Source organism: Saccharopolyspora rhizosphaerae (assembly GCF_003931915.1).
GTDB lineage: Bacteria > Actinomycetota > Actinomycetes > Mycobacteriales > Pseudonocardiaceae > Saccharopolyspora > Saccharopolyspora rhizosphaerae.
On record NZ_RSAA01000001.1, the window covers coordinates 115,063 to 137,525 of the forward strand.

General features: G+C 71.2%; 22 protein-coding genes. 14 read left to right on the plus strand and 8 right to left on the minus strand.

The features are described from left to right. Positions 1-47: 47 nt before the first annotated feature. The 3 genes from EIL87_RS00555 to EIL87_RS00565 form a co-directional block, all read right to left on the minus strand. Entirely contained in the window at positions 48-809 is a 762-nt protein-coding gene (locus tag EIL87_RS00555; RefSeq protein WP_125088127.1) for an IclR family transcriptional regulator, read from the minus strand. Further along, positions 809-2,041: a D-arabinono-1,4-lactone oxidase gene (locus tag EIL87_RS00560; protein ID WP_125088128.1), complete on the minus strand. Its 1,233-nt coding sequence runs from the start codon at positions 2,039-2,041 to the stop codon at positions 809-811. Before EIL87_RS00560 ends, EIL87_RS00555 begins: the two co-directional genes overlap by 1 nt. Before the next feature lie 69 nt (positions 2,042-2,110). Continuing rightward, on the minus strand, positions 2,111-2,662 hold the full coding sequence (locus EIL87_RS00565) for an NAD(P)H-dependent oxidoreductase (protein WP_125088129.1): 552 nt from the start codon (positions 2,660-2,662) through the stop codon (positions 2,111-2,113). A 117-nt stretch (positions 2,663-2,779) separates the two neighbouring features. On the opposite strand from EIL87_RS00565, the gene EIL87_RS00570 reads away from it, so the two are divergent. The 4 genes from EIL87_RS00570 (at position 2,780) to EIL87_RS00585 (ending at position 6,433) form a co-directional block, all read left to right on the plus strand. Continuing rightward, positions 2,780-3,436, plus strand: a complete 657-nt coding sequence (locus tag EIL87_RS00570; RefSeq protein ID WP_125088130.1) for a TetR/AcrR family transcriptional regulator — start codon at positions 2,780-2,782, stop codon at positions 3,434-3,436. 139 nt (positions 3,437-3,575) lie between these two features. Next, positions 3,576-4,583, plus strand: a complete 1,008-nt coding sequence (locus EIL87_RS00575; protein ID WP_125088131.1) for a TRAP transporter substrate-binding protein — start codon at positions 3,576-3,578, stop codon at positions 4,581-4,583. Between the two features lie 9 nt (positions 4,584-4,592). After that, complete coding sequence (locus EIL87_RS00580) at positions 4,593-5,126, plus strand: TRAP transporter small permease (protein ID WP_125088132.1); 534 nt, start codon at positions 4,593-4,595, stop codon at positions 5,124-5,126. After that, positions 5,123-6,433, plus strand: a complete 1,311-nt coding sequence (locus EIL87_RS00585) for a TRAP transporter large permease (RefSeq protein ID WP_199740124.1) — start codon at positions 5,123-5,125, stop codon at positions 6,431-6,433. Before EIL87_RS00580 ends, EIL87_RS00585 begins: the two co-directional genes overlap by 4 nt. 520 nt (positions 6,434-6,953) lie before the next feature. Here the strand turns inward: EIL87_RS00585 and EIL87_RS00590 are convergent. After that, complete coding sequence (locus EIL87_RS00590; RefSeq protein ID WP_125088133.1) at positions 6,954-8,420, minus strand: CoA transferase; 1,467 nt, start codon at positions 8,418-8,420, stop codon at positions 6,954-6,956. Between the two features lie 30 nt (positions 8,421-8,450). Continuing rightward, on the minus strand, positions 8,451-9,071 hold the full coding sequence (locus EIL87_RS00595) for a TetR/AcrR family transcriptional regulator (RefSeq protein ID WP_125088134.1): 621 nt from the start codon (positions 9,069-9,071) through the stop codon (positions 8,451-8,453). 98 nt (positions 9,072-9,169) lie between these two features. Here EIL87_RS00595 and EIL87_RS00600 point away from each other — a divergent pair, with 98 nt between their 5' ends. Then, positions 9,170-9,994, plus strand: coding sequence for an oxygenase MpaB family protein (locus tag EIL87_RS00600; RefSeq protein WP_125088135.1), 825 nt, complete (start codon positions 9,170-9,172; stop codon positions 9,992-9,994). A gap of 692 nt (positions 9,995-10,686) precedes the next feature. Here EIL87_RS00600 and EIL87_RS00605 read toward each other — a convergent pair. After that, entirely contained in the window at positions 10,687-11,472 is a 786-nt protein-coding gene (locus tag EIL87_RS00605; protein WP_125088136.1) for a DUF1932 domain-containing protein, read from the minus strand. A gap of 280 nt (positions 11,473-11,752) precedes the next feature. On the opposite strand from EIL87_RS00605, the gene EIL87_RS00610 reads away from it, so the two are divergent. From EIL87_RS00610 to EIL87_RS00640, 7 genes are all read left to right on the plus strand, one after another. Beyond that, complete coding sequence (locus EIL87_RS00610; RefSeq protein WP_125088137.1) at positions 11,753-13,057, plus strand: MFS transporter; 1,305 nt, start codon at positions 11,753-11,755, stop codon at positions 13,055-13,057. A gap of 81 nt (positions 13,058-13,138) precedes the next feature. Beyond that, positions 13,139-14,653 (plus strand): histidine kinase, encoded by a 1,515-nt coding sequence (locus tag EIL87_RS00615; RefSeq protein WP_233575901.1) that lies wholly within the window; start codon positions 13,139-13,141, stop codon positions 14,651-14,653. 23 nt (positions 14,654-14,676) lie between these two features. Continuing rightward, positions 14,677-15,345, plus strand: coding sequence for a response regulator (locus tag EIL87_RS00620; RefSeq protein ID WP_125088139.1), 669 nt, complete (start codon positions 14,677-14,679; stop codon positions 15,343-15,345). A gap of 147 nt (positions 15,346-15,492) precedes the next feature. Further along, the gene (locus EIL87_RS00625; protein ID WP_125088140.1) at positions 15,493-16,203 is read left to right on the plus strand and encodes an alpha/beta hydrolase; all 711 of its coding nucleotides are present in this window, start codon (positions 15,493-15,495) and stop codon (positions 16,201-16,203) included. Between the two features lie 314 nt (positions 16,204-16,517). Then, positions 16,518-16,799, plus strand: a complete 282-nt coding sequence (locus EIL87_RS00630; RefSeq protein ID WP_125088141.1) for a muconolactone Delta-isomerase family protein — start codon at positions 16,518-16,520, stop codon at positions 16,797-16,799. After that, positions 16,796-17,146 (plus strand): protocatechuate 4,5-dioxygenase subunit alpha, encoded by a 351-nt coding sequence (ligA, locus tag EIL87_RS00635; RefSeq protein ID WP_125088142.1) that lies wholly within the window; start codon positions 16,796-16,798, stop codon positions 17,144-17,146. The genes EIL87_RS00630 and ligA overlap by 4 nt, the downstream gene beginning before the upstream one ends. Further along, the gene (locus EIL87_RS00640) at positions 17,139-18,011 is read left to right on the plus strand and encodes a class III extradiol dioxygenase subunit beta (protein ID WP_125088143.1); all 873 of its coding nucleotides are present in this window, start codon (positions 17,139-17,141) and stop codon (positions 18,009-18,011) included. Before ligA ends, EIL87_RS00640 begins: the two co-directional genes overlap by 8 nt. Here EIL87_RS00640 and EIL87_RS00645 read toward each other — a convergent pair. Further along, a complete protein-coding gene (locus EIL87_RS00645) occupies positions 17,983-19,236 on the minus strand; it encodes an amidohydrolase (protein WP_125088144.1) in 1,254 nt (417 codons plus the stop codon). The genes EIL87_RS00640 and EIL87_RS00645 overlap by 29 nt on opposite strands. A 172-nt stretch (positions 19,237-19,408) precedes the next feature. Here EIL87_RS00645 and EIL87_RS00650 point away from each other — a divergent pair, with 172 nt between their 5' ends. Continuing rightward, positions 19,409-21,328 carry a primary-amine oxidase gene (locus EIL87_RS00650; protein ID WP_125088145.1) on the plus strand — a complete coding sequence of 640 codons (1,920 nt, stop codon included), beginning with the start codon at positions 19,409-19,411 and terminating at the stop codon, positions 21,326-21,328. A 10-nt stretch (positions 21,329-21,338) separates the two neighbouring features. On the opposite strand, the gene EIL87_RS00655 is transcribed toward EIL87_RS00650, so the two are convergent. Then, positions 21,339-21,548: a DUF2277 domain-containing protein gene (locus EIL87_RS00655; RefSeq protein WP_125088146.1), complete on the minus strand. Its 210-nt coding sequence runs from the start codon at positions 21,546-21,548 to the stop codon at positions 21,339-21,341. Between the two features lie 74 nt (positions 21,549-21,622). Between EIL87_RS00655 and EIL87_RS00660 the strand changes: the two genes are divergently transcribed. Next, positions 21,623-22,414 carry an MBL fold metallo-hydrolase gene (locus tag EIL87_RS00660; protein WP_125088147.1) on the plus strand — a complete coding sequence of 264 codons (792 nt, stop codon included), beginning with the start codon at positions 21,623-21,625 and terminating at the stop codon, positions 22,412-22,414. The last annotated feature ends 49 nt before the right edge of the window (positions 22,415-22,463 follow it).

A 22,463-nucleotide genomic window follows, 5' to 3' on the forward strand; every position in this document is an offset into this window, starting at 1 on the left:
ACACGGTATTGCTGTTGATCTTGACAGTAAAGGTGGTGCGGTGTGGATCAGGCCAGCGCACGCGAAATCGCGCGGGCCGCCGCGCGCACCAGCGGGCTCAGCGAGAGCGCGGTCGCGGTCCCGTGCCGCACCACCAGCGAGACCGCGGCGACGACCTCGTCCCGCTGGTCGAACACCGGCGCCGCCACCGACAGCGCATCGCAGGTGACCTGGCGGTCGCTGACCGCGAAACCGCAGGTGCGCACCTCGGCCAGCATCCGGCGCAGCGCCGCCGGATCGGTGATGGTCATGTCGGTGAAGCGCGGGATCTCCCCGTCGAGCACCTCGTTCTGCACCTCGGCGGGCGCGTGCGCCAGCAGCACCAGGCCGACCCCGGTGGCGGTCAAGGCGAACCGGCCGCCCACGCGCGTGCGCACCGGGACGGCTCCGCTGCCGGCGATGCGTTCCACGAACACGACCTCGGTGCCCTCGCGGACCGCCAGCTGCACGTTCTCCCTGGTCACGGCCGAGAGGTCCTCGAGCGTCGGCATCGCCAGCTCGCGCAGCCCGAGGCCGCGGGGTGCCAGCGAACCCAGTTCCCACAGCCGCAGTCCCACCCGGTAAGCGCCGTCTTCGCCGCGCTCGAGCGCGCCCCAGTCGACCAGGTCGCCGAGCATCCGGTAGGCGGTGGAGGTCGGCAGTCCCGTGTGGCGGGCCAGCTCGCTGAGCGTCATCGCGCTGCGCTCCGGCGAGAACGCGTCGAGCAGTTGCAGCGCGCGGCGCACCACGGGCCCGGTCGGACCGGTCGGCCGTCCACGCCGCTCGGCCATCACAACCCGATCGTGCGGGCCAGGAACTCGTTGGCGAACTTGCCCGCGGGGTCGAAACGCCGCGCCAGCGAGCGGAAGTCGGCGAGCTTGGGGTAGAGCAGGTCGAGGTCGGCCGGTTCGGTGGTGAACAGCTTGCCCCAGTGCGGCCGGCCGCCGAAGGGTTCCAGCGCGGCCTCGATGTCGGGCAGCAGCGCCTCGACCGAGGCTTGGGCGGGCTGCCAGGTGAAGTGGAAGGCCACCGAGTCCGAACCGTGCGCGGGGCTCAGCCACAGGTCGTCGGCCGCGATCGTGCGCACCTCGCTGACCCGCAGCAGCGGGGCCATCTTGTCGGCCAGCGGGCGCAGCGCCGCCAGCGCGGCCGCGCCGTGCTCGGCGGGCACGAAGTACTCGCTCTGCAGCTCGTCGCCGTTGCTGGGGGTGAAGCCGGCCTTGAAGTGCGGCAACCGCTCGTACCACGCCCCGGCGAGGCCCAACTGCTCGGTGAGGTTCTCGATGCCGGTGTCGCGCAGCATGTGCGTGGGGACCTCGGCCGGGCGGGCACCGGTGAACTCGGCGGGCACGTCCTCGCCGACGCGGGACTTCACCCACACCTGCACCAGCTCGTCGAAGTCGGTGAACACGCTGACGCTGTAGGCCGCGGCGGTGATCTTCTCGAACTCGCTGAGCAGGACGTCCCAGCTCGGCCCCAGGTGCACGGTCGTAGCGACGTCGAAGGAGGGCTGCACCCGCAGCCCGATGCGGGTCACGACGCCCAGTGTCCCGAGGTGCACCACGGCTCCGGCGAAGTCCGGGTCGTCCGGCCGCAACCGCACGAACTCGCCGTCTCCGCGCACGATGTCGAGTCCGGCCACCGCGGCGCTCAGCGAGGGGTTGCGCACGCCGGAGCCGTGCGTGCCGGTGGCGGTGGCCCCGACGACGCTGATGTGCGGCAGGGACGCCATGTTGTGCAGCGCGTGCCCGGAGGCCGCGAGCTTGGGCGCCAGTTCGCCGTAGCGCATGCCGCCGGGCACCCAGGCGATGTCACCGTCGATCTCGACGTCGTCGGGCAGGCCGTCGAGGCGGAGGTGGTCGGCGCTGGTGTCGGCGATGTCGTTGAAGCAGTGCCGCGAGCCCAGCACCTTGATCCGCTCCGACCCGGCGACCAGCCGCCGCACCTCGTCGACGCTGCTCGGGCGGTGCGTGCGCTGCGCCCGGTAGGTGAGGTTCCCCGCCCAGTTCGTTCCACCAGCCACGGAGGCAACGTTAACCCTGTGAACACCGGCGGCGGTATGGCCCTCTCCTCCACACCGCCGCCGGACGGATCACGCGGGGAGGTTGGCCTTGAGCTTGTCCAGGGCCGTGGTCAGCTGTTCGACGACCTCCGGGTCGTCGGCCGGGTGGGTCTCGGCGAAGCGGGTCATCGAGCCGGGGATGCTGAGCTTGACCTCGTCGACGATCGCGGCGCCGGCGATGCCGGCGGACTTGCGGGTCTCGTCCTGCGCCCACACCCCGCCGTACTGGCCGAAGGCGGTGCCGACCACCGCGGTGGGCTTGCCGGACAGGGCGCCCGCACCGAACGGGCGGGAGAGCCAGTCGATGGCGTTCTTGAGCACGGCCGGGATGGTGCCGTTGTACTCGGGCGCGAACAGCAGGAACGCGTCCGCGGCTCCGGCGGCCTCGCGCAGCCGGGTGGCGGCGGTGGGCACCTCGGCCTCGGTGTCGACGTCCTCGTTGTAGAAGGGCAGGTCGCCGAGACCGTCGAAGATCTCGATCTCGACGTCGCTGGGGGCGTGCGAGCGGGCCGCCTCGGCGAGCTGGCGGTTGTGCGAACCGGCGCGGAGGCTGCCGACGAGCGCGAGGACCTTGGCGGTCATGGGTATCTCTCCAGGTGAGGAGTAAGGTGGGAAGGCAAGCGGACCGTGGTCCGATTGCTTTCTACCACCGAAGCGGACTGTGGTCCAGTTCCTTGTGCGAGGCGTTACGCTGTGCGCATGAGTGGTGGCATGCCGCGGTTCGGACCGACCGCCGAGACCCTGTCCGGGCCCGTGGAGCTCGACATCACCGCCGCCGCGGAGGGGCGCAGGCCACGCGCCGACGCCGTCCGCAACCGCGCCAAGCTCCTCGACGCCGCCGCGCGCCTGGTGGCCGACTGCGGTGCCGCGAGCCTGACCATGGACGCCGTCGCGGCCGAGGCCGAGGTCGGCAAGGGCACCGTGTTCCGCCGGTTCGGCGACCGCAACGGTCTGCTGCTGGCCCTGCTCGACCACGTGGAGGAGCAGCTGCAGCAGGCCTTCCTCGAAGGTCCGCCGCCGCTCGGGCCCGGTGCGCCCGCCGTCGAGCGGCTGCGCGCCTTCGGGCCTGCGGTGATGCGGCACGAGCGGGACAACGTGGAGCTCTACCTCGCCGCCCAGCCGCCGGCCGAACGCCGGTGCCTGGTGCCCGCGCGCGCACTGCGCCGCAGCCACCTGGCGATCCTGCTGCGCCGGACCGACGCCGCCGCGGACGTCGAGCTCGCCGCCGAGACGCTGCTGGCCTCCATCGACACCGCGCTGGTGCACCACCTCGTCGAGCAGCGCGGCTTCCCGCTCGACCGCCTCGAAGCCGGTTGGCAGGACCTCGTCACGCGCTTCGCGACACCCCCGCGGTGAGCTTCCGCTGAGCGGGAAGATCTTGTTGGTCATCCTCCGTTCGTGGTGCGAACCTCCGGCGGCTCGTGCGTGAGAGGAGTTCGCCGGTGAACGACGCGGTTCCCGAAGTGCTGTCCCCGCGGCCTCCGGGAGGCGCGCGATGAACCCGGTGTCGCGGCGGAGCGTGCTCGCCGCGGCCGGACTGGGCGTCCTCGCCGGCGTCACGGGTTGCGCGCCCGGAGCGCGCCGGCCGGTGGCCGCCACCTACCTGACCACCTCCTACGACGACCTGTACCCGGGCGTCGAGATGTTCCTCGGGGAGGCCCGCGAACTCGGCGGTTTCGACTTCGACGTGTTCCCCTCCGGACAACTGCTCGGTGCCGAGGAGCTGGTGCCCGGCATGCTGCACGGCATCGCCGATGTCGTCGTGCAGACGAGCTCCTACGTCTCCTCCAGCTTCCCGATCCTGGGATCGCTGGAACTGCCGTTCACCACCGAGGACTTCGGCCGCTACCTGCGCGCCTGCGATCCGGGCAGCGATGTCTCACGGCTGATCAACCAGCGCTTGACCGGGCAGAACATGCGGATGCTCGGCGGCATGGCCACCGGTTTCGAGTACCTCTGGACCATCGACAAGCCGATCCGCAGCCCGGAGGACGTGCGCGGGCTGCGCCTGCGCGTGGCGGGTGAGATCGAGGGCGAGACGGTCAAAGCCCTCGGCGGCGCACCGGTCTTCCTCGGTTCCGCCGAGCTCTACCAGGCGCTCGAACGCGGCACGATCGACGGGATGATGAGCTACCTCGGCACGGTCGTCTCCCGCGACCTGCAGGAGATCCTGCGCTACGGCACCGCCGCCCACTTCGGTGCGTACACGGTGGACGCCTACTGCCGCGCCGACTGGTACGACTCGCTGCCGCCGCACCAGCAGCAGGCCCTCGACGAAGCCGGCCGGGTGCTCTTCCGCGACGGCACCGCCAACCTCGTCGACGTCCACGAGCACGACTACCTGCCCGCGGTGCGCGAGGCGGGCGTCGAGCTGGTCGAGCTCGACGAGGCCGGGCTGCGGCCGTTCCGCAACGCGGTCTCCGCCGTGCACGAACGCTGGCGCGCGCTGCTGGGCGACCCCGCCGCCGCGCAACGCGCGCTCGAGCTGATCCGCGACGCCTGAGGAGCGACGATGCTCAACCACCTCCGCCGCATCGTGCTGATCGGCACCAAGTCCCTGGCGCTGCTGGCGATGATCACCACCGGGCTGATGATGCTGTCCATCAGCTACGACGTCATCGCCCGCTACGCCTTCCGCGCGCCCACCGACTGGGCCTACCCGCTCAACACCAGCGCCGTGCTGGCCATGACCGTGCTCGCCGTGCCGCACCTCTACGCCACCGGCCACCACATCTCGATGGACCTCGTGCACCGCTCGCTGCCGCCACGGCTGAGACGGGCTGCCGACGGGATCACCGCCACCGCCGCCGCGCTGCTCGGACTCGTGCTGGCCGTCACCGGTTTCCAAGCCACCGCGCTGTCCTACGGCCACGGGCTCACCGGCTCCGGCACCTTCAGCGTTCCACTGTGGATACCGGACCTGCTCCTCGCCGTGTCCGGGACGTTCCTGCTGCTGGTGGCCGTGCTGTTCCCGCCGCACGCCGAACCCGAACTCGCCGCGACCGCCGCGGGCGCGGACGACGCACAGGACGGAGCCCACGCGTGATCCTCTCCCACGGCCTCATCGTGGTGCTGGCGGTGGTGCTGCTGCTGGTGCTCATCGTGGTGCGCACGCCGATCTTCATCGCCCTGGCGGTCTCGGGCATCAGCGGTCTGCTGTGCCTGTCCGGCTTCGGCGGCCTCAAACTGGTGCCGCTGGCGATGGGCGCGCAGCTGCAGGAGTACGCGCTGGTCGCCGCACCGCTCTACATCCTGCTCGGTGAAGCGCTCGCCGTCACCGGCCTCGGGCGCGACCTGTTCGCCGCCGCGCACCGCTGGTTCACCCGCGTGCCCGGCGGGCTGGGCGCCTCGGCCATCGCCTCCTCGACGCTGTTCGGCGCGATGTCCGGCGTGAGCATCTCCTCGGTGGCGCTGATCGGGCGGATGGCCGTGCCCGAGATGCTCTCGCGCGGCTACAAACCGGGTTTCGCCGCCGGTTCCGTCGCGGCCTCCGGCGCGCTGGCGATGCTCATCCCGCCGAGCCTGATGTTCATCCTCTACGCCTCGGTCACCGGTGAGAGCGTCGCTTCGCTGTTCGCCGGTGGGATCGTGCCCGGCCTGCTGCTCGCCGGGCTGATGATCGGCTACGTCGTGGTGCGCGCGAAGCTCAACCCCGCGAGCGCGCCTCGCGACGGCGAGCGCTTCAGCTGGCGGGAGCGCTGGGCCGCCATCGGCAAGATCACCCCGGCGTTGGTGCTCATCGCGCTGGTGCTCGGCTCGATCTACACCGGGTTCGCCACGCCCACCGAAGCCGCCGCGATCGGTGCGCTGCTGGCCGTGGCGATGACCGGGCTGGTGTACCGGAAGTTGGGGTGGGCCAACCTCAAGCTCATCTTCGCCTCCACCGCGACCGTCTCCGCGGCGATGCTGGCCATCGTCGGCTCGGCGTTCGTGTTCACCCAGATGCTCGTCGTGGCGCGGGTTCCGGAGAACCTCACCGACTTCGTGGTCGGCCTGGACGTGCACCCCTACGTCGTGCTGGTCGGCATCATGCTGGTGCTGGTCCTGCTCGGATGCCTGGTCGACGCGGCCTCGCTGATGCTGGTGGTGACCCCGATCCTGGTACCCGCCATCGAGGAGCTCGGCTTCGACCCGCTGTGGTTCGGGGTGCTGCTGGTGGTCAACCTCGAGATGGCGGTGATCACCCCGCCGGTCGGCCTGAACCTCTACACGATGAAATCGGTCGTCCCCGAACTCGACCTGGGCGCGGTGTTCAAGGGCATCGCGCCCTACCTCGCGATCGAGTTCGCGCTGATCCTGGTCATGATCGCCGTCCCCGAGACGGCCACCTACCTGCCCAGCGTCATCACCTAGGTCGCGGCGCCTCACGGCGTCGGTGGCAAGAACCCCGGAAGGGGAAGGGCAGCAGCTCCGCGGAGTCCCGAGAAAGGAGAGCACGGCGGCTCCGGGGAGACCGAGAAGAACACCGCGGCGCCGCGGACCCCGTGCGCCGCCCGTGATGCGCGCCGAACACGGCCACCTGAGCCACCGATCGGGCGAGGGGTGACATGTCGCGCGACATGTCACCCCTCGCCCGGTCAGGGTGAGGTACCTCGGTGCCCGTTGAGTCCCCGTTCGACCTTCGCGCGAAGTTCCGGGAACTTCGGGCTCGAAGTTCGCCCGGAGTTCGAACGCGATGCGACGCGACGGTACGCGAGGCGGGGGCCTGGAAGAGGGGCTCTGCCGCGCCTGTGAGGGTGCGTGGGGTGGTGGGTGCTCCGGGTCCGACCGCGCGTTGCGTCCGACGTGGGCACCACGGCGCGCCGCTGCACCGGGGCCACCGCGACCTGATGGTGCGATGGAGTACGGCTAGCTGGCTGGGAAGACGCGCGGCTCAGAGCCATTCGAGACGGTCGGCGCCTCTGGGGGACAGGACGTGGCGGTAGCGGCCCGGGGTGGCGGTCATCCGGACCTGGTCGGTGACGCCCAGGTAGTGGCCGAGCGGGGTGTCGGCGGTGAACGTCTCGGGGTCGAGGTAGCCGTGCTGCTCGCCGCGTCCCGCCACCTCGGTGGCGTAGGCCTGGTCGAACACGCCGAGGCTGAGGATCCACAGCGCCGCCCGGGTCAGCGAGACGTGCACCCGCCAGCTGCCGCCCTCGGTGGCCCGGCGGGTCAGTGCGGCGACGATCCCGGCGGTGAGCAACCACGACACGACGTAGTCGTTGACCACCAGGATCGGCGACAGACGCGGCCGGGTGCCGTCGCCCTCGAGGTGCATCATGCCGACGAGACTGCCTGCGGTCTGGTCGAACCCGACCCGGTCGGCCCACGGCCCGTGCTCCCCGTTGAGGGTCGTCGTCGCGTGCACGATGCCGGGGCGCAGCTCGGCAGCCTCGGCGGGGGACAGGCCGATCTCGGCGAGGTGGCCGGGACGCCGGTTGGCGTAGAAGACGTCCGCGCCCGCCAGCAGCCGGGTGACCTGCTGCCGGTGTGCGCGCGGGTCCACCGTCGCCGAGCGCACGCCCACGTTGGCGCTGATGTAGGCGCCCTCGTGCTCGAACTCGCCCGGCCGCCAGAGGTTGAGCACGTCGGCGCCGTGCAACGCCAGCGCGCGTCCGGCTCCGGCGCCGGCGATGACGTGCCCCATGCCCAGCGCCCGCACCCCCGACAGCGGTTGTTCGGCGCCCTCCGGCAGGGGTTGTGGCTCGGCGTCGCCGATGCGCTCGACCTCCACCAGCGGCATCGTCGCGAAGTGGTCGCGGTACTGCGGTTCATCGAGGATCTCCTCGGCCGTGCGCAGCATCGGCATCACCACACCGGCTTCCGCGCCGGCCTCCTCGAGCTCTCGAGCGTCCCACCCGGCGATGGCCGCTGCCACCGCCTCCGAGTCCTCGGGCACGCCGAGCAGCCGCTGCGCCCCGGCCCTGATCTTCGGGTAGGGGTTGAGCGGCATCATCCAGCGCTCGTCGGCGGTGGGGTAGAAGCGGAAGCCCAACGCCTGGTTGGACTGCCCGGCACCGGGATAGCCGTTGAGCAGCTCCCACTTGCGGTCGTAGAAGGGGCACAGCCGGTGCGGTGCCGACCGCAGGTCGGCCTCGATGTCCTGGCCCTCGCCGCCGCGCAACCGCCACAGCCGCGCGATCGCCGCCGACTTCGCCGCCAGGGTGATCGCCGCCGCTCCGCCCAGCCGCAGGGTGCTCGGCGCGACCGGATCAGCGCCCAGGAACCGCACCTGCCCGCCGGTGTCGGACGGACTCATCCCGATCCCGTCCAGCACCTCGGCGAACTCGGCGTGGGCGTCGAACTCGTCGTCGGTGCGCGGCTTGGCGACGGCCCTGGTGATCCGGTCGGTCAACGTCACGGTTCGCTCCCGTCCTGGTGAAGTGCGGCGTTACTGCGGGAACCCGGAGGTGGCGAGGAAGATCTCGCTGCACCACTCGACGACCTCGCTCTCCGAGGCCTGCAGGTCACCGTCGAGCCACGAGGTGAGCGTTTGTGCGAGACCGCCCACCAGGAAGCTCGACAGCAACTCCAGCCGCACCCCGACCTGCACGCGGTAGACCTGCCGGGCCTGGGTGCCGAGCAGTTGGGTGAACAGCCGCGTCGACTCGGTCCGCCGGTGCGCCAGCGGCGTCCCGGCCAGGAACGGGGAGAACAGCAGTCGTCCCCGGCGGGGGTCCTCGGCGATGAGCCGCACGATCGTGGCCAGTCCGGTCCTGACCTTCAGCTCGGGGTCCTCGACCGCGACCACCGCGTCGAGGGCCGTGGTGGCGATCTCGTCGACCACGTGGTCGTAGACGGCCGTGGCCAGCTCGTCGCGGTCGCGGAAGTTCTCGTAGAAGTAGCGGTTGGCCAGCCCGGCCTGGCGGCACACACCGCGCACGGTCAGGTTCGGCTCGCCCTCGGGGGCGCCGAGCAGCTCCAGTCCGGCCTCGATGAACACGGCGCGGCGTCCGGCCTGGCGGTCGGAACCGGTCACGCCGCCGTAGACGCGCAGGGGAGTGGTGGCCACCGGGACATCTTGACATCTCTCGCGGCTGCTCGTCTCATGTATTTGAAAACAACTGTTGTCAGATCAGCGCGTCGGCGCGGAGCCAGGAGGTCGTGCCCATGCAGGGACGTGCGGCAGAGCGCACCCAGGTCGACGACTCGGTGCTCGGCGTCGGCGTGCTGGCCGGGGCGGCCAACGTGATCATGCAGCTCAGCCACCCCGGAGTGGGGTACGGAGTGGTGGAGAGCCGCGTCGACAGCGGCAACCTCTTCAAGCGCCCGGTCAAGCGCACCCGCACCACGATCACCTACCTCGCCGTCGCGATGCTCGGCAACGACGAGGAGCGCAAGGCCTTCCGGCGCGCGGTCAACAAGCAGCACGCGCAGGTCCGCTCCACGGAGCAGAGCCCGGTGCGCTACAACGCTTTCGACCCCGAGCTGCAGCTGTGGGTGGCCGCGTGCCTGTACAAGGGCGTCGAGGACATCTACCGGCTCTTCGGCGACCTCGCTGACCCCGACGAGCTCGACGAGGTCTACCGCTCCTCCGCCGCCCTGGGCACCACGCTGCAGGTGCGGGAGGACATGTGGCCGCCGACCCGCGCCGAGTTCGACCGCTACTGGGACGAGCAGCTCGAGAAGGTCCGCGTCGACGACACCGTCCGCGACTTCCTGCACGACGTGGCCGCGCTGAAGTTCCTGCCGGCACCCCTGAGCACCGCGTTCGGACCGCTCAACGTCTTCATGACCACCGGGTTCCTGCCACCGGAGTTCCGCGATCAGATGCGGCTGCCCTGGACGGAAGCCGACCAGGCCCGCTTCGACCGGATCATCGCGACCATCGCCGGGGCGCTGAAGTACGTCCCCCGCCCGCTGCGACGGTTTCCGTACAACCTGGCCCTGTGGGACCTGCGCGCCCGACTCCGCTTTGGTCTTCCATTGGCTTAGGCGGTCGCTCTGCGTGGCGGTGCGGGTGGCAGGTCCTGAGCGGCTCCGCGGTCTCCGCGCGCCGCTCCTTGAACAGTTGTCGTGCACGGCGTCTCGGCGTACTCGCCACGAAACCGCTCAGGGCCTGCCGCGGTGCAAGGGGGTCCCGCATGTGAAGAAGCGGCTGGCAGGCTGCGCCTGGCCCGGTGTGTCGTGGAGGACGGGTGGGGCAGGGCGGCACGGCGTTGGGTTTCGGAGTCGTAGGGGTGGTCGTGGGCCCGTTCGTCGAGCAGGGTGCGGTTGTCAACACGATCTACAAGATCTTCAACCGGTGGCCGGAGCGGGTGATGAGACCGCCCGCAACTACCACGCCGGGCTCTGCCTCGCCGCAACGCTTCAGTGGGGTGAAACCTCGCGCACCTCGCACAGCGTGGTTGCGCAGCGTCAAGTGAGCGGCGGCAGCCGCATCTCCCGGTGCAGAACACGACCGGCACCACCGCCAGACCCAGGCGGCTTGCGGCGGCGGTCTCGGTCAACGGGGCATTACGGTGACACACGAGGAACCTCCTGCGTGTTCGGCGTGTGATGTGGTGGTCCACACCGACCCGGAGGGGCTCACTCATTCCAAGATCATCCACCCCCGTGTCCCGTGCACCACCTCCCGAAGCACTACACCCAGGCCTGACCAGCTGCTTCCGTCGTGGTCCTCCCACTCAGGCCTGTTCTTCGGTGAGGCGGGCGTGGAGGTCTCTGCTGGCCGTGGCGATGGCGGGGGAGACGCCGAGGTCGGTGAGCATCTCGGCGGCTGCGGCCATCTCGTCGGTGCGGCGCCGCGAGTGCTGGTGGGTGCCCGAGATGATCCGCTCCACAGTGGACTGCCCGGCAGCGGTGAAGTCGGCGATGATGTTCTCGCGCAGCAGGTCCTCGAAGCCTGCTGCCCTCGCTGCTTCCAACGCCTCCACGATCGAGGCCGCCATGCCCTTGAAGTACACGCTGCGCAGCAGCTTCCGCGTTGCCGCCAGGCCCGCCGGCCCGTCGAGCACCTCGACGTTCGCTCCGAAGCGCCGCAGCAGCTCCGCCGCGCGCTCGGCGCCCGTGCCGCTGACCAGCATCGGCACGCGCAACCGCGGTCCGGGGACCGGAGCCATGATCGCCACGTCGGCGAAGGCAGCGCCGTGCTGCTCGGCGATCTCTGCCAGCCGCCGCTTCGTCGCCGGTGACGCCGTGTTGAGGTCGGCCCACACCGAACCCTCTGGCAGCGCGCCGATCCCGGCCTCCATCGCCGCCACGGCGGTGGCCGAGCGGTTCACGCTGAGCACCAGGTCGGCGCCGTCGGCGGCGTCGGCCTCGCTGCTCGCCGCGACGAGCTCCGGCCCCGCTGTCACCGCCGGGTCGTAACCGCGCACGACCGCGCCCGCCGCAGCCAGGTCGGTGCTAAAGGCGCCACCCGCCTCGCCCAAGCCCAGCACACCGACCACGGTCCGCTCCGACTGCTCCATCCGGTGCCACCTCCGCTGCCCCGTCGTGTCCGCACCGACGGTAGCGGCTCGGACGTCGACCGCCGGCGATCGTGCTCCACCGCACCGCCCGGGAGGTCCGCAACGGGCGGTCTGCCCGCACAAGCGACATTCGTCCCGTTCGCGCTGCGACAGCAGGCGCGGGCCGGAGGCGACGCCGGACTCGCGCACGGTGGGGCCGCACCCACTTGGATGGCGGTGGCAGCCCGCCGCCGTTCGCGCCGGACGGCATCGGTCCCTCCGTCCGAAGGAGTCCGCAGCCGTGGCAGCACCCGACACGAGACCCGGTCCGTCGAAGCGGACGATCCTCACCGCCAGCCTCGTCGGCACCTCCATCGAGTGGTACGACTACTACATCTTCGGCACCGCGGCCGCGCTGGTCTTCGGCACGCTGTTCTACCCGCAGTTCTCACCCGCCGCTGGCACCATCGCCGCGTTCGGCACCTTCGCCATGGGTTTCATCGCGCGACCGCTCGGCGGGGCGCTGTTCGGGCACTTCGGCGATCGGATCGGCCGCAAGTCCATGCTCGTCGTGACCCTCGTCATCACCGGTGGCGCCACGTTCTGCATCGGACTGCTGCCCACCTACGCCGCCATCGGGCTCGGCGCACCGCTGCTGCTCGTGGGCCTGCGGCTGTTGCAAGGCCTGGCGGTCGGCGGCGAGTGGGGTGGAGCGGTGCTCATCGCCACCGAGCACGCCCAACCCCGCCAGCGAGCGTTCTACGGCAGCTTCGCCCAGTTCGGCGTCCCGATCGGCGTGCTCACCTCGAACCTCGCCTTCCTCGCCGTGTCCGGCCTGCCCGACAGCAGCTTCACCTCCTGGGGCTGGCGCGTGCCGTTCCTGCTCAGCATCGTGCTGGTGGTGGTCGGCACCCTGGTGCGCGCCCGGCTGCAGGACACCCACGACTTCGCCGAGGTCAAGCAACGGCAAGGCGTGAGCACGATGCCCTTCGGCGAACTCGTCCGCTCCGAACCGCGCAACCTCGTGCTGGCCTGCTTGGCCTCGATCGCCCCGCCCGCCACCGGCTACATGGTGATCGTCTACATGCTCACCTACGGCACGAAGGTCGCCGGTTTCTCGCGCCCCACCCTGCTCACGCTGATCCTGCTGTCGACGCTGGTGTGGATCGCGGCGATCGTGGTCGCGGCCCTGGCGGCGGACCGCTACGGCGCGAAGAAGGTCTACGTGCTGGGCGCGTTGACCGCGGTCATCTGGCCCTTCCCGATGTTCGCGCTGGTCAACACCGGGAACTGGGCGGCCGCCGGGCTCGGGTTCTTCGTCGCCGCCATCGTGCAGGGCATCATGTCCGGCGCCCAAGGCGGTCTGTTCACCGAGCTCTTCGACACGCGCTTCCGCTACAGCGGCATCTCCATCGCCTACCAGGTGGGCGGCATGATCGGCGGCGCGCTGACCCCCATCGTCGCCACCTCCCTGTACGCCGCGACGCGGTCCTCGAACCCGCTCGCGCTCTACCTGACGGCGCTGTGCGCGGTCACCCTCGTCACCGTCCTCGGCCTGCGCACCCGCACCGCGGTCACCGCGCCGAAACCCGCGGCGGCGGAGTGAACCAGCTTTCCGCCGCCTGGACGCGTGGTTGATCCCGCCTGTTCGATGCGCCTTAGATGCAGGGGGCGGCGAGGAGGCTGGATGCGACCACGGGAGTGCGCGACCTCGGCGGGCGGCACCGCCGACCCGGTGCTGCGCGCGCTGGTCGACGTCTCCGCCGACGGGCTGGCCGTGCTCGCCGAGGACGGCCGGTTCGGCCAGGTCAACGCCTCCGGCCAGCGCATCCTCGGACTCGACGAGCACGCGTTGCGCGGACGGGTCTCGCCGTTCGAAGCCGGTCGCCGCCAGCCCCTCTCGGACGTCCGCAGGTCGACCGAGTGGCGCGGTGGCGACGGGCGCCGGCAACACCTGGAGTACCGGGTCTCGGCGATGCCCGACGGCCGGTGCGCCGTGTGGTTCACCGACATCACCGAAACCCTGCGCGAGCGGGAACGGCTCTCGGCGATCACCAGCGCCGCCGCCAGCGTCGCCGACTCCGGTGCGCTCAGCGCCACGCTCGACGCGATGGCCCGGGAGGTCTGGAAGACCTCGAACATCGCCGCCGTGCAGATCATGACCATCGACAACCCGCACGACGAGCTGCGGGTGCTGGGCATGGCCGGCTTCGGCGACACCACCGGGTTCACCGAGCGGCTCAGCGAATGCCGCAGGCTGGGCGCCGACGTCCGCTTCACCGACGCCCTCCGCCAGCAGCGGCCCGTCGTGGTGCCGCACCGCAAACCGGCGATCATGGCCGACCCGCACTGGTCCCCGCTCAAGGAGATCATGAGCGAGCCGGACTGGGACAGCTTCGTGTCCATGCCGCTGAAGGTGCGGGGCCGGGTGCTCGGCGTCCTCAACGCCTACTACGTGCCCGGTGACGACCCGGGCCCCAGCTCGCTGGCGTTCCTGTCGGCCATCGCCGACCACGCGGCCGTGGCCGTGGAAACCGCGTCGCTGCTGGACCAGACCCGCTCCCGCGCGCAGATGGAGGAACGCCGCAAGCTCGCCCGCGACCTGCACGATTCCGTGGTGCAGCAATTGTTCTCGATGGGCATGCAGGCCAGGGCGCTGCGCACGCTGCTGGACCGCAACGGCGAAGGTCGTGCCGACGTGCGCGACGGCGTCGAGGAGATGGTGGGCCTCGCGCGCAACGCGCTGGCCGACCTGCGCGGGCTGGTGTTCGAGCTGCACCCGCTCGACCTCGCCGACCGGGGCCTGGTCGACGCCGTGCGGACCTACGCCGCCGGGGTCGAAGCCCGCCACGGCCTGGTCGTCGACGTGCGCGCACCCGAGGAGCTGGAGCTGGACCTCGGTGTCGACGTGGAGGAGGACCTCTACCGGATCGTCCAGGAAGCTCTGCACAACGTCGTCAAGCACGCCCGCGCCACCCACGTCGAGATCGCCTTCGCCCGCAGCGGCCGCGACGACCACGAGGTGACCGTGCGCATCACCGACGACGGCGTCGGCGCGACCACGCCCTCCGGCGGGTCCAACCTCGGCCTGGTGTCGATGCGGGAACGCGCCGAGCGCTGGCGCGGCGGACTCGTCGCCGGCGCCGAACCCGGTGGGGGGTGGGCCGTCGAGGTCGCCCTGCCCGTCACCGCGAGCCGCTGAACGCGGAGGAAGGAGTGCTCCAGATGAGGGCGACCGACGTGGTGGGAGTGCTCGTGGTCGACGACCACGCGATCGTGCGCCGGGGCCTGCGCGCTTACCTCGACTCCGAGCCTGCGCTGAAGTTGCTCGGCGAGGCCGTCGACGGGCAGGACGCCGTGGAACGGCTGCAGCAGTGGCGCGTCACCGGCGCCCGCATGCCGGACGTGGTCCTGATGGACCTGCAACTGCCCAAGATGGACGGCATCGAAGCGACCCGGGTCGTCGTCCGCGACCACCCCGAGGTCAAGGTGGTGGTGCTGACCAGCTTCGGCGAGGCCGAGCGGGTGCACGCCGCCCTGGCCGCCGGTGCCGCTGGCTACGTCCTCAAGGACGCCGACCCCGACGAGGTGGCCACCGCCATCCGCGCCGCCGCCACCGGCGAGGTCCACCTCGACTCGGCCGTGGCCCGCCAGCTCGCCCGCCGGATGGCCGCACCTCGGACCGGGTTGAGCTCGCTGACCACCCGCGAGCGCGAAATCCTCGTCCTGGTGGCGCAAGGGCTGTGCAACCGCGAGATCGCCGAGCACCTCGTCATCAGCGAACGCACCGCCCGCACCCACGTCTCCAACCTGCTCGGCAAGCTCCAACTGTCGTCGCGGACCCAAGCGGCCCTGCTCGCCATCCGGGAAGGCCTCGTCGCCCCGCCCACCTGACCGCGGCGGCGGAAGCGACGGATGACGTAGCCGGGGCCGCCGCAACGGCGGTGGGTGTGGCGACAGCCGTCGGATCTCCGGCGGGGGGCGGGTTCGTAGGTTCGTCGCCAGGACGACGTTCCCGACCGGACAGGGAGATCCACGGGCATGGACGAGACCTTCGTGCTGGTGCACGGGGCCTGGCACGGCGGTTGGTGCTGGGACCGGGTCGCCCCGCTGCTGCGCGAGGCCGGCCACGAGGTGCACGCGCCGACGCTGACCGGCCTCTCCGAGCGGTCCCACCTGATCTCCCCGCAGGTCGGCCTCGACACCCACACCGAGGACGTCGTGCGCCACATCGACGTGCTCGGGCTGCGCGACGTCGTCCTGGTCGGCCACAGCTACGCGGGCCAGCTGGTCACCGCCGTCGCCGACCGGCGCCCGGAAGCGCTGTCCCGCCGGGTCTACCTCGACGCGTTCGTCGGCGCCGACGGCGAAGCCGCCTGCGACCTGCTGCCGGAGCAGGTCCGCCACCACTGGGCCGAATCGGCCCTCACCGACGGGTTCGGCTGGATGGTGCCGCCGCGTTCCCTGGCAGTGCTGGGAGTCAGCAAGACCGAGGACGTCGACTGGCTCACCCCGAAGCTCACCCCGCACCCGTGGAAGACCTACACCGACCCGCTGCGGCTCACCGGAGCCGGGGCCGAGGTGCCCGCGGTGTTCGTCGAGTGCGTCGACTGGATGCGGGTCTTCCGCGCCCACGCCGCCCGCGCGCACGCCCGGGGCTGGCCGGTGCACGAGCTCAAGACCGGCCACGAAGCCATGGTCACCGCCCCGAGCGAACTGGCCGACACCCTGCTCGACATCGTCCGGACCTAGTTCCTCGTGGGGAGGAACGGTGCTGCCGAACCAGGCCCGCGCACCCCGCGGCCACCTCAGAATTCGCGCGAAGCTCGTACCGGAGCGCCCCGCCGAAGTTCTCGCGGAGTTCGAGGCCCGAAGTTCCGCGTCGAACTCGTCGCGAAGTTCGACACCGGGAGCTCCCCGTCGAACTTCTCGCGGAGTTCGAGGCCCGAAGTTCCCCCTCGAAGCTCTCGCGAAGTTCGACGGGGTCCCAGGCGGCGCCACCGCCCCCGGGCTGCTGGTACCCGCTGGGCACAGCAACCCCTCTACGAACACCGAGGAGGAGTGACGTGGAGTTCTTGGTCCGGTCGGAGAACCGGTTGCCGCCCGACACGCCGGAGGAGGAGCGGGCTGCGCTGAAGAGCGCCGAACGCGCTCGGGCCGTGGAGCTGCGGGAAGCCGGGGTGCTCAAGCGGCTCTGGCGGGTGCCCGGCCGCAACGCCACCGTCGGCCTCTACGAGGCCGACGACCCGGCGCAGCTGCACGAGGCGCTCATGTCGCTGCCGATGGCGCCGTGGCTCGACGTCATCGTCGAGGTCCTCGCCACCCACCCCCAGGAGGCGCAGACATGACCGGCGACGACGTCCCCGCGACCTACGTCTTCGACGGACGTGCCGGACGCCGCGGCTACCGGCTCAACAAGATGCTCATGACCTTCCGCGACCCGGCGGCCCGGCAGCGCTTCCTCGACGACGAAGCGGCCTACTGCGACGAGTTCGGGCTCACCGACTCGCAGCGCACCGCCGTGCTGGTCCGTGACTGGCGCGCGCTGTGCGACGAAGGCGGCAGCATCTTCCACGTCTTCAAGCTCGCGATGGTCGACGGCAGGTCGATGCAACACCTCGGCGCCGCCTTCACCGGCATGACCGAGGACGAGTTCGTGGCGATGATGCGCGCAGGCGGGAGGACCGATGGCTGAAGTGATCTGGGGACTGGCGACGTCCCACGTCCCGTCGATCGGCGCCGCCATGGACGGCGGCAAGACCCAGGACCCGTACTGGAAACCGCTGTTCGACGGCTACCGCCCGGCGCGCGAGTGGATGGCCGAGCACATCCCGGACGTGGCGCTGGTGGTCTACAACGACCACGCCAACGCCCTGGACGTCGACGTGGTGCCGACCTTCGCCCTCGGCACCGCCGAGCGCTACCCGGTCGCCGACGAGGGTTTCGGCCCACGCCCGGTGCCCGACCTGCTCGGTGCCCCCGACCTCTCGCTGCACCTGCTGGAGCGCCTCGTCGACGACGGTTTCGACATGACCGTGCTGCAGCACCTCGAGGTCGACCACGGATGCACCGTCCCGCTGTCGGTGTACTGCCCCGAACCCGGCGACGCCTGGCCGTGCGCGGTGATCCCGCTGCTGGTCAACGTCATCCAGCACCCGCAGCCCACCGCCGCCCGCTGCTACGCCCTCGGCAAGGCCATCGGACGCGCCCTGCGCGAGGACCCCGGCGACACCACGGTCGCGATCTTCGGCACCGGCGGGATGTCGCACCAGCTGGCCGGATCCCGCGCGGGGTTCATCAACCCCGAGTTCGACCGGATGTTCCTGGACAAGATCGAAACCGACCCGGAGCACCTGGCCGGTCTGTCCCGCGCCGACTACGTCGCCCAGGCGGGCTCCGAGGGTTTCGAGCTGGTCATGTGGCTGATCATGCGCGGCGCGCTCTCCGAGCAGATCACGCGGGTGCACGACGTCTACCACGTCCCGGCCTCCAACACGGCCGCCGGGCTGGCGCTGTTCGACAACTCCGGCGTCAGCGCAACCACAACGCGGCAGCCGTGACCAGCGCCGCCGAGGCGCGCAGCAGGGTCGGCTCCAGGCCGGTGGGCACGAACTCGGGGGAGTGGTTGCCCGGCGCCTTCCCCGCCGCCACCGCCGAGTTCGGCTTCGCCGGGTCCGGGTAGAGCGCCGGGTCGAAACCGCCGAAGTTCCAGAAGACCGACGGCACCTCGGCCGCGGCACCGAACACGCCGAAGTCCTCGCTGCCCGCCTTCGCCGGGGGTTCGTGCACGAACTCGGCGCCGAACTGCTCGGTGAAGGCGTCCGCGATGCGCAGGGCGGCCTCGGAGTCGTTGACCAGCAACGGGAACCCGTTGATGGGCTCGATGTCGGGCTCGCGCGGTGCCCCGGCTGCGGCGGCCTCGTGCCGCACGATGCGCCGGATGCAGTCGAGCACGCGCTCGCGCACGTCAGGGTCGAAGGTGCGCACGTTGAGCGTGAGCTCGGCGGTGGTGGGGATGACGTTCTCCTTGCCGCCCGCGTGCACCGCGGCCACCGTCACCACCGCGACGTCGTCCGGTGAGATCTCCCGGGCCACGACGGTCTGCAACCGCAGCACGGTGGAGGAGGCGATCACGATCGGATCGACGGTGGCCTGCGGTTGCGCGCCGTGCCCACCCCGGCCGTGCACGGTGACCCGCAGGCTGTCGGCGGCGGCCATGAACACCCCGGGACGCACGTACAGGTGCCGGCTGGGTGCGGAGGCGATGTGCTGGCCCAGCGCCACGTCGAAAGCCGGGAAGCGCTCCAGGAAACCGTCGTCGATCATCGCCTGCGCGCCCCCGCCGCCCTCCTCGGCCGGCTGGCACACCGCCAGCAGGGTGCCGGACCAGGAATCCCGGTGGGCGGCGAGCTGTTCGGCGGCGCCGATCAACGCCGCCATGTGCGTGTCGTGGCCGCACGCGTGCATCACCGGCTGCTCGGTGCCGTCGGCGGCCACCCCTGTCGCGGTGCTGCGGTAGGGGACGGCCTCGACCTCCTGGATCGGCAGCGCGTCCATGTCCGCGCGCAGCAGCACCCCGGGCCCCGGGCCGTTGCGCAGCACCCCGACCACGCCGGTTCCGCCGACACCGGTGGTCACCTCGTAGCCGGCCGCCCGCAGCCGCTGCGCCAGCACCCCGGCGGTGCGCACCTCCTGGAACGACAGCTCGGGGTGGCGGTGCAGGTCCTCGCAGAGCTCGCGGACCCCCGTGATGCGCTCGTCCAACCCGGCCAGCAGACCCGACATGATCGCTCCCTCCCGCGCTCGTGCGGGATCAGCCTCGCACCCCGCACGTCCTCGGGCGAGACCGGCTTGCGAGGCCTCTCTTCGGGCGACCGGCCTCGCCAGACCGAGGCCTCAGCGCCATGCTGGGGTGGATCTCACCGCCCGCGGGCGGCCGTCCTGGGGGAGGGAACGCATGACCATCACCGAGAGGCCCGCGACCACGACCGCGCACCCGCTGGACCCGATGACCGCCGAGGAGGTGAACGCGGTGCGCGCGGCGCTCGAGCAGGCGGGGTTGCTCGGCGAGCACGTCCGGTTCACCTTCGTGGCGCTGGAAGAACCGGACAAGGACTCGGTGCTGGCCCACGAGCCGGGCCAAGCTGTCGACCGCAGGTTCCGGGCGGTGCTGCTGGACCTGGCCACCGGCGTCTCGCACGACACCGTCGTGTCCGCCACGCGCTCCACTGTGGACTCCATGCGCCGGCTCGACCCCGCCGTCGACGGCCAGCCACCGATCATCGACACCGAGTTCGAACTTGTCGAGCAGATCGTCAACGCCGACGAGCGCTGGACCGGTGCGCTGCGCAGGCGCGGCATCGACCCGGCCACCGTGCGGGCCGCGCCGCTGTCGGCCGGGGTGTACGACGAGCCGGGCGAGCGGGGCAGGCGCATCATCCGCTCGCTGGGCTTCCAGCAGTTCCACGACGCCGACCACCCCTGGGCACACCCGGTCGACGGGCTGTGCGCCCACATCGACCTGACCCGTCGCGAGGTCCTGCGCGTCGTCGACCACCGGGAGTTCCCGGTGCCGCAGGAGCCCGGCAACTTCGACGACCCCGAGGTCACCGGTCCGCCCCGCACCAGCCTGAAGCCCATCGAGATCACCCAGCCCGAGGGCCCGAGCTTCACCGTTGACGGCCACCGGGTGCGCTGGGAGAACTGGGACCTGAGGATCGGCTTCAACGAGCGCGAAGGCCTCACGCTGCACCAGGTGTCCTTCCACGAGCGCCCGGTGCTGCACCGCGCGTCGATCGCCGAGATGGTGGTGCCCTACGCCGACCCGTCCCCGGTGCGGTTCTGGCAGAACTACTTCGACTGCGGCGAGTACATGTTCGCCCGCTACACCAACTCGCTGGAGCTGGGCTGCGACTGCCTCGGCGAGATCCACTACTTCGACACCGTGGTCGCCGACGACTTCGGCCGTCCCCGCACGATCCGCAACGGCATCTGCATGCACGAAGAGGACTACGGGGTGTTGTGGAAGCACACCGACGTGTTCACCGGGTCGAGGGAGACGCGACGGCAGCGCAGGCTGGTGATCTCGTTCTTCACCACGGTCGGCAACTACGACTACGGCTTCTACTGGTACTTCTCCCTCGACGGCACGATCCAGCTGGAGTGCAAGGCCACTGGCATCACCTTCACCAGCGCCTACCCCGAGGAGGGGCACAAGCACGCCTCGCAGGTCGCTCCGGGCCTGGGCGCGCCGTTCCACCAGCACCTGTTCTGCGCCCGCCTGGACGTCGCGGTCGACGGCCGGCACAACGCCGTGGAGGAGGTCGAGGCCGAACGCGTGCCGGTCAGCGACGGCAACCCGCACGGGAACGCCTTCCGCGCCAAGCGGACCCGGTTGCGGACCGAAGCCGAGGCGGCCCGCCTGGCCGACAACGCCAAGGCCCGGACCTGGCACATCGTCAACACGGAGAGCCGGAACCGCTACGGCGACAACGTGGCCTACGTCCTGCGCCCCGAAGGCCAACCGGTGATGCTCGCCGACGATGCGGCCTCGGTGCACGCCCGGGGCACCTTCGCCACGAAGCACCTGTGGGTCACCCCGTACCACCCCGAACAGCGCTACCCGGCGGGCGACCTCGTCAACCAGCACCCCGGTGGGGCCGGACTGCCGTCCTGGACCCGGGCCGATCGCGACGTCGACGGCCAGGACATCGTCGTCTGGCACACCTTCGGGCTCACGCACTTCCCGCGCCCGGAGGACTGGCCGGTCATGCCCGTGGACCGGGCCGGGTTCACGCTCACCCCGCAGGGCTTCTTCGACCGCAACCCCACGCTGGACGTCCCGCCCTCGTCGAACGGCCACTGCCACCCGAGCTGAGGGGCCGGCGTCAGCGGCCCCTGACCTGGAGGCTGCTCAGCAGCGTGGCGGTGGCCCGCTCGACCTCGTCCACCGCCTGTTCGAAGCTCTCGGCGTTGTGGGACGCCGGAGCGCGGAAGCCCGAGACCTTGCGGACGTACTGCAGGGCGGCCGCGTGGATGTCGGCGTCGGTGACCTGCTCGGAGTAGGGCGGGCGCAGCGTCTTGATGCTTCGGCACATACCCGCATCATCCACCTGCTCCCCGACGGTGACCAGCGGTAACGTGGACCGGTCGCCGACACCAGGGAGGAACGATGGGGTGGCCGATCTGCGCGACGTGCGGGATGCAGTACGCGGAGACCCGCGACGTCTGCCCGATCTGCGAGGACGAACGCCAGTGGGTTCCCCGCGAGGGCCAGCAGTGGACCGACCTGGACACCCTGCGCGCCGAGCACGAGGCCGTTCTGCGCGAGGAAGGGGGCGTGCTGGGCATCGGCTGCGAACCGAAGTTCGCCATCGGCCAGCGCGCTCTGCTGGTGCGCACCGAGGCCGGCAACGTGCTCTGGGACTGCACCGCCTACCTCGACGACGAGATCATCTCCACGATCAACGACCTGGGCGGGCTGATCGGCATCGCGATCAGCCACCCGCACTACTACACGACGATGGTCGAATGGGCCCGCGCCTTCGCCGTGCCCATCCACCTGCACGAGTCCGACAGCCCGTGGGTCGGGCGACCGGACCCGGCGATCCACCACTGGCGTGGTACCACGTACGAGATCGCGCCCGGGTTGACGCTGATCAACCTGGGCGTGCACTTCGCGGGCGGCACCGTCCTGCACCACGCTTCCGGCGCGGGCTCGCTGTTCAGCGGCGACATCGTGCAGGTGATCCCGGACCGCACCCACGTCGGGTTCATGTACAGCTACCCGAACCTCATCCCGGAACGGCCCTCGGTGGTGCGCCGGGCGGCCGAGATCCTCGACGGCTGGGAGTTCGACTCCCTCTACGGTGCGTGGTGGGACACGGTGATCCCGACCGGGGCGCACGAGGTCGTGCAGCGCTCGGCGGCCCGCTACCTCAAGTTCGTCCTCGAGGAGGACTGAACGACGAAGCGGGCACCGGCGAGGTTGCCGGTGCCCGCTCCCGGGTCGA

Bases quoted from the DNA above. Each gene is read 5' to 3' on its own strand.
- EIL87_RS00650 (WP_125088145.1), top strand. From the start codon at position 19,409: ATGACCATCACCGAGAGGCCCGCGACCACGACCGCGCACCCGCTGGAC.
- EIL87_RS00625 (WP_125088140.1), top strand. From the start codon at position 15,493: ATGGACGAGACCTTCGTGCTGGTGCACGGGGCCTGGCACGGCGGTTGG.
- EIL87_RS00575 (WP_125088131.1), top strand. From the start codon at position 3,576: ATGAACCCGGTGTCGCGGCGGAGCGTGCTCGCCGCGGCCGGACTGGGC.
- ligA (WP_125088142.1), top strand. From the start codon at position 16,796: ATGACCGGCGACGACGTCCCCGCGACCTACGTCTTCGACGGACGTGCC.
- EIL87_RS00615 (WP_233575901.1), top strand. From the start codon at position 13,139: ATGCGACCACGGGAGTGCGCGACCTCGGCGGGCGGCACCGCCGACCCG.
- EIL87_RS00565 (WP_125088129.1), bottom strand. From the start codon at position 2,662: ATGACCGCCAAGGTCCTCGCGCTCGTCGGCAGCCTCCGCGCCGGTTCG.
- EIL87_RS00555 (WP_125088127.1), bottom strand. From the start codon at position 809: ATGGCCGAGCGGCGTGGACGGCCGACCGGTCCGACCGGGCCCGTGGTG.
- EIL87_RS00580 (WP_125088132.1), top strand. From the start codon at position 4,593: ATGCTCAACCACCTCCGCCGCATCGTGCTGATCGGCACCAAGTCCCTG.
- EIL87_RS00660 (WP_125088147.1), top strand. From the start codon at position 21,623: ATGGGGTGGCCGATCTGCGCGACGTGCGGGATGCAGTACGCGGAGACC.
- EIL87_RS00605 (WP_125088136.1), bottom strand. From the start codon at position 11,472: ATGGAGCAGTCGGAGCGGACCGTGGTCGGTGTGCTGGGCTTGGGCGAG.
- EIL87_RS00570 (WP_125088130.1), top strand. From the start codon at position 2,780: ATGAGTGGTGGCATGCCGCGGTTCGGACCGACCGCCGAGACCCTGTCC.
- EIL87_RS00645 (WP_125088144.1), bottom strand. From the start codon at position 19,236: ATGTCGGGTCTGCTGGCCGGGTTGGACGAGCGCATCACGGGGGTCCGC.
- EIL87_RS00640 (WP_125088143.1), top strand. From the start codon at position 17,139: ATGGCTGAAGTGATCTGGGGACTGGCGACGTCCCACGTCCCGTCGATC.
- EIL87_RS00620 (WP_125088139.1), top strand. From the start codon at position 14,677: ATGAGGGCGACCGACGTGGTGGGAGTGCTCGTGGTCGACGACCACGCG.
- EIL87_RS00655 (WP_125088146.1), bottom strand. From the start codon at position 21,548: ATGTGCCGAAGCATCAAGACGCTGCGCCCGCCCTACTCCGAGCAGGTC.
- EIL87_RS00600 (WP_125088135.1), top strand. From the start codon at position 9,170: ATGCAGGGACGTGCGGCAGAGCGCACCCAGGTCGACGACTCGGTGCTC.